The following is a 4827-nucleotide window of genomic DNA, read 5'->3' as shown; positions in this document are numbered from 1 at the left end:
TTCGCGATCCCCGAGGACTTGTGCGGTGTCACGGTCCAGGGCGGCCCGCTCGGTCGTCTCCTGCCCGCCTCGGGCAAGACCCTGCAGGCGAAGAAGCCGACGGCCTCGGACCAGTCCGGAACGACGTGTGAGGTGACGGTCGACGGGGACGTGGTGCTCACCGTCGAGAGGGAACACGTCAAGTCCGGGCGGTCCGCGTGGGTCATCGCCTCGTACGACCATGGCATCGGCCACGCCAAGTCCGGTGACGGCGGCTCCATCGCATACGTGGGCAGGGCGGCGGTCTCGGTTGTCCCCTGCCCCGGTGAGGGCCATCGCGAAGAGGCCGTCAGCACGTACATCCGGACACTGAAACCAGGACGTCAGGACGAACCGTCCATGCGGCAGCTGATCCGGGACTACACCGCGTCGCTGAAGAAACAGCAGCCCTACCGGACAGGCGCCTGAGGCCGGCCGGGGGGGCGGGACCGTTCGCTGTGACGCGGTATGCGACAACAGCGGACGTGAGGCAGCTCTGGAGTCCGCTGCTGCCGCCGTCGACCACGCGCTGGTGAACAACGACACCGTCAACCCGGACACCGCCGACGACCTGAGGAGAGCCGCGCGCACATCCGCCGGCCACAGCCACTCGGACGGCGCTCAGTGGAAATCGGAGAGCAGCAAGTGAGATCCCTGTCGTATGTCTCCCGCGGTGTGTCGCTCCTCGTTGTAGCGGCGACGGCCGTCGGGTGCTCCTCGGGGGAGCCGGAGCGGCGATTCACGGTACCGAGGGCTCTGTGCGGCGTGTCCGTGCCGAACGATGCCCTTTCCGACCTCCTGCCGGCCTCCGGTGAGCGCCTCACCGTGAAGCGGACCGGGGATCTGAGCGACGGCTCGGCGCTGTGCGACGTCACCGTGGACAAGCACAAGGTGCTGGTGGTCAGCGGCGAACGGGTCGAGGCCGGCGACTCGGCGCGGAACATCCTGCGAAGCCGGCTTTCGATTCCGGACCAGAAGTCAGCGGCGGACAACTCCATCGCCTATGCCGATGAGGCCGCTGTGTCATTGATCCAGTGCCGTGGCGCCGACGTCGTCGAGGAGGACATCAGCACCTTCGTGAAAGTGCTGGAACCTGCACGCCGGGACGAGCGTGCGATGAGCACGTTGATTCAGGGATACACAGCTGCCCTGAAACGGCAGCGCCCCTGCAAGGATGCGTCGTGAACGCCCGCATCCTGTCTCTTCGGTCAGCGTCGCGTAAGGATGAGGATGGCCGCGCCGGCCACCCGGGGCGTGTCCCGAGCGCCCAGCCCGCAGGCGGCTGCGCGCGCCGGTGCGGCCGCGTGGCGTGCGGACAGCCCGGGCGGAAGGGCGGGCCCGGGCTGTCCTGGCGGGAGGCGGGGGTGCTTACTGCGCGGTCAGGCGGGCGATCGCTTCCTCGGTGGTCAGCTCCTCGCGCTCACCGGTCTTGCGGTCCTTCAGCTCCAGCACGCCCTCGCCGGCCCGGCGTCCGGCGACGAGGATCTGCGGGACGCCGATCAGCTCGGCGTCGGTGAACTTCACGCCCGGGGAGACCCCGGCCCGGTCGTCCACCAGGACGCGGACGCCCGCGGCGGCCAGCTTCCCGGCGACGTCGAGGGCCAGCTCGGTCTGCAGGGCCTTGCCGGCGGCGACGACGTGCACGTCGGCCGGGGCCACCTCCTTGGGCCACACCAGGCCGTGCTCGTCGGCGGTCTGCTCGGCGAGCGCGGCGACGGCGCGGGAGACACCGATGCCGTAGGAGCCCATGGTGACGCGGACCGGCTTGCCGTTCTGGCCGAGGACGTCCAGCTTGAGGGCGTCGGTGTACTTGCGGCCGAGCTGGAAGATGTGGCCGATCTCGATGGCGCGGTCCAGCTTCAGGCCGGTGCCGCACCTGGGGCAGGGGTCGCCGTCCTGGACCACGACGACGTCCACGTACGCGTCGACCTCGAAGTCCCGTCCGGCGACGACGTTCTTCGCGTGCGTGTGCTCCTTGTTGGCGCCGGTGATCCAGGCGGTGCCGGGGGCCACCCGCGGATCGGCGATGTACTTCACCTTCCCGCCCAGGCCCTGCGGGCCGACGTAGCCGCGGACCAGATCGGGGCGCTCGGCGAAGTCCGCCTCGGTGACCATCTCGACGGCGGCCGGCGCGAAGTGCGCCTCCACCTTGTCCAGGTCCACCTCGCGGTCCCCGGGCACGCCCACGGCGACGATCTCGCCGTCCACCTTGACCAGCAGGTTCTTCAGCGTGGCGGAGGCCGGGACGCCGAGGGAGGCGGCCAGGGTCTCGATGGTCGGGGTGTCGGGGGTGGGGATCTCCTCGAGCGCGGGGACGTCCGAGCCGTCGACCGGCTTCAGCTCGTAGGTGATCGCCTCGGTGTTGGCGGCGAAGTCGCAGTTCGGGCAGTCGGCGAAGGTGTCCTCGCCGGCCTCGGCCGGGGCGAGGAACTCCTCCGACTTCGAGCCGCCCATGGCGCCGGCGGTGGCGGCGCAGATGCGGTAGTCGAGGCCGAGGCGCTCGAAGACGCGCTGGTAGGCCTGGCGGTGCAGGGCGTAGGACTGCGCGAGGCCCTCGTCCGCCGTGTCGAAGGAGTACGAGTCCTTCATGAGGAACTCACGGCCGCGCAGGATGCCGGCGCGGGGGCGGGCCTCGTCGCGGAACTTGGTCTGGATCTGGTAGAGGATCACCGGCAGGTCCTTGTAGGACGTGCACTGGTCCTTGACCAGGAGGGTGAAGATCTCCTCGTGGGTGGGGCCGAGGAGGTAGTCGCCGCCCTTGCGGTCCTTGAGCCGGAACAGCTCCTGGCCGTACTCGTCCCAGCGGCCGGTCGCCTCGTAGGGCTCGCGGGGCAGCAGCGCGGGCAGGGAGACCTCCTGGGCGCCGATGGCGTCCATCTCCTCGCGGACGATGCGCTCCACGTTCGCCAGGACCTTCTTGCCGAGGGGCAGCCAGCTCCAGATGCCGGCGGCGGTGCGGCGGACGTAGCCGGCGCGGACGAGGAGCTTGTGGCTGAGGACCTCGGCGTCCGCCGGGTCGTCGCGCAGCGTCTTCGCCATCAACTGGGACATGCGCAGGACCGGTGCGTTGGCCATGGTTCTCGTACTCCTGAGGGGTAAGGGTGATGGCACAGGAGGTTAGCCGGGCCGCCGGTGCGGGCGGAAATCGGTTATCGCCTGCGCAGCGGCAGGGGTGCGCCCATCACGGCGTACGGCATCGACGCGCTCGGGAAGTGGACCCGGCGGGCGAGGTCGATGTAGCCGAGGGAGTGGTAGAGGCCGCGGGCGGGGCTGTCGACGTCGATCGCGGAGAGGATCGAGCGGGGTTCCGCGGCGGTGTCGGTGATGGTGGTGATCAGGCGGCGGCCGATGCCGCGGTTCTGGTGGTCGGGGTGGACGTGCAGCTCGGTGATGACGAAGGAGTCGTCGAGCCAGCCCTCGTTGCCGTTGGCGCGGAGGTAGGGCTCCACGACCGTGGACCACCAGTGGGTACGGCTGTTGGGCATGCCGTACACGAAGCCCGCGAGGTGTCCGCCGACGGTCGCGCCGTAGGCGCGCGCGCCCTGGTACTGCATGTGCCGCAGGACGATCTGGCGGCGTACGGCGACCTCGTCGGGGCCCAGTCCGAAGGCGGCGGCCTGGACCGCCAGGGCCTCGTCCACGTGGGCGGGGAGGTCCAGGGGGCCGATCACTGCGTCCATGCGGGGAGCGTACAGGGGGTTCAGAAGAGCACGCTCATGAAGGCGCCGACCTCCTGGAAGCCCACGCGGTGGTACGTCCTTCTCGCCGCGGTGTTGTAGTCGTTGACGTACAGACTGACGACGGGGGCGACGTCGGTCAGGGCGTAGCGCAGGACCGCCGCCATGCCGGGGGCGGCCAGGCCCCTGCCCCGGTACTCGGGGGCCACCCAGACGCCCTGGATCTGGCAGGCGTGGGGGGTGGCCGCGCCGATCTCCGCCTTGAACACGACCCGGCCGTCGTCGATGCGGGCGAAGGAGCGGCCGGCGCCGACGAGTTCGGCGACCCGGGCCTGGTAGAGCAGACCGCCGTCGCCCGCGAGCGGGGAGACGCCGACCTCCTCGGTGAACATCGCCACGCACGCCGGCATGATCGTCTCCATCTCGTCCTTGCGGACGCGGCGGACGTACGGGTCGGGGGCGGTGCCGTCGGGCATGCGGTCGGTGACCATCAGCGGCTGGCGGGTGCGGACCTCGCGGGCGGGGCCCCAGTGCGGCTCCAGCAGCCGCCACAGCTCGGCGGTGGCCTCGGCGGGGCCGACGATGGAGGAGCAGCGGCGGCCGGCCCGCCGGGCGCGGTCGGCGAAGGCGCGGACCGCGCGCGGGGTGGCGCAGATGGGGACGAGGTTGGCGCCCGAGTAGCACAGGGACGTGAGCATGCCGTCCTCGTACCAGCCCCACATCTCGCCGCCGAGGCGCCAGGGGTCGAGGCCGGCGACCTGGACGCGGGAGGTCACGAAGGCGTTCGCGACCGGCTCGCGGTCGAGGACGGCGAGCGCTGCGTCCAGGTCGCTCGGTTCGAGCACCCGTGAGGTGGTCTGGGTCAACACGTGCGGGGCCTCACCCTGGGGTTCTGCTGATCTCCGCACTATAGCCGCGCTGTCCGGGGGCCGCGCTGCCGGTGCCGGGGCCCCGAAGTCCGGGCGCGGGGCCGGCCGGTCAGCCCGCCACCGACACCGACGGCTCGCCGGAGGCGACGCCGTCGGCCTCCATCTGCGCGGCGAGCTTCATGGCCTCCTCGATCAGGGTCTCGACGATCTTCGACTCGGGGACGGTCTTGATGACCTCGCCCTTGACGAAGATCTGGCCCTTG

The 4827-nt window shown here is 71.1% G+C and carries 5 protein-coding genes and 1 pseudogene; 2 read left to right on the top strand and 4 right to left on the bottom strand.

Annotated elements, in window-relative coordinates:
• The coding region (locus ABZ261_RS29385; protein ID WP_356864363.1) for a hypothetical protein at positions 1 to 447 on the top strand (447 nt) is incomplete at its 5' end.
• Between the two features lie 336 nt (positions 448 to 783).
• Positions 784 to 1203 carry a hypothetical protein gene (locus ABZ261_RS29380; protein ID WP_356864361.1) on the top strand — a complete coding sequence of 140 codons (420 nt, stop codon included), beginning with the start codon at positions 784 to 786 and terminating at the stop codon, positions 1201 to 1203.
• 183 nt (positions 1204 to 1386) lie between these two features.
• Here ABZ261_RS29380 and ABZ261_RS29375 read toward each other — a convergent pair whose 3' ends face one another.
• From ABZ261_RS29375 to ABZ261_RS29360, 4 genes and pseudogenes are all read right to left on the bottom strand, one after another.
• Positions 1387 to 3093: a proline--tRNA ligase gene (locus ABZ261_RS29375; protein ID WP_356864359.1), complete on the bottom strand. Its 1707-nt coding sequence runs from the start codon at positions 3091 to 3093 to the stop codon at positions 1387 to 1389.
• Positions 3094 to 3167: 74 nt separating this feature from the next.
• On the bottom strand, positions 3168 to 3698 hold the full coding sequence (locus ABZ261_RS29370; RefSeq protein ID WP_356864357.1) for a GNAT family N-acetyltransferase: 531 nt from the start codon (positions 3696 to 3698) through the stop codon (positions 3168 to 3170).
• 20 nt (positions 3699 to 3718) lie between these two features.
• Positions 3719 to 4564, bottom strand: a complete 846-nt coding sequence (locus tag ABZ261_RS29365; RefSeq protein ID WP_356864356.1) for a GNAT family N-acetyltransferase — start codon at positions 4562 to 4564, stop codon at positions 3719 to 3721.
• A gap of 109 nt (positions 4565 to 4673) precedes the next feature.
• A pseudogene (locus ABZ261_RS29360) lies at positions 4674 to 4827 on the bottom strand (4-hydroxy-3-methylbut-2-en-1-yl diphosphate synthase); the annotation flags it as partial.

This window comes from Streptomyces sp. NPDC006193 (genome assembly GCF_040613915.1).
Classification (GTDB): domain Bacteria; phylum Actinomycetota; class Actinomycetes; order Streptomycetales; family Streptomycetaceae; genus Streptomyces.
Note: the sequence above shows the minus strand (reverse complement) of the source record. Positions and strands in the feature narration are given on the sequence as shown.

Bases quoted from the DNA above. Each gene is read 5' to 3' on its own strand.
- ABZ261_RS29375 (WP_356864359.1), bottom strand. From the start codon at position 3,093: ATGGCCAACGCACCGGTCCTGCGCATGTCCCAGTTGATGGCGAAGACG.
- ABZ261_RS29370 (WP_356864357.1), bottom strand. From the start codon at position 3,698: ATGGACGCAGTGATCGGCCCCCTGGACCTCCCCGCCCACGTGGACGAG.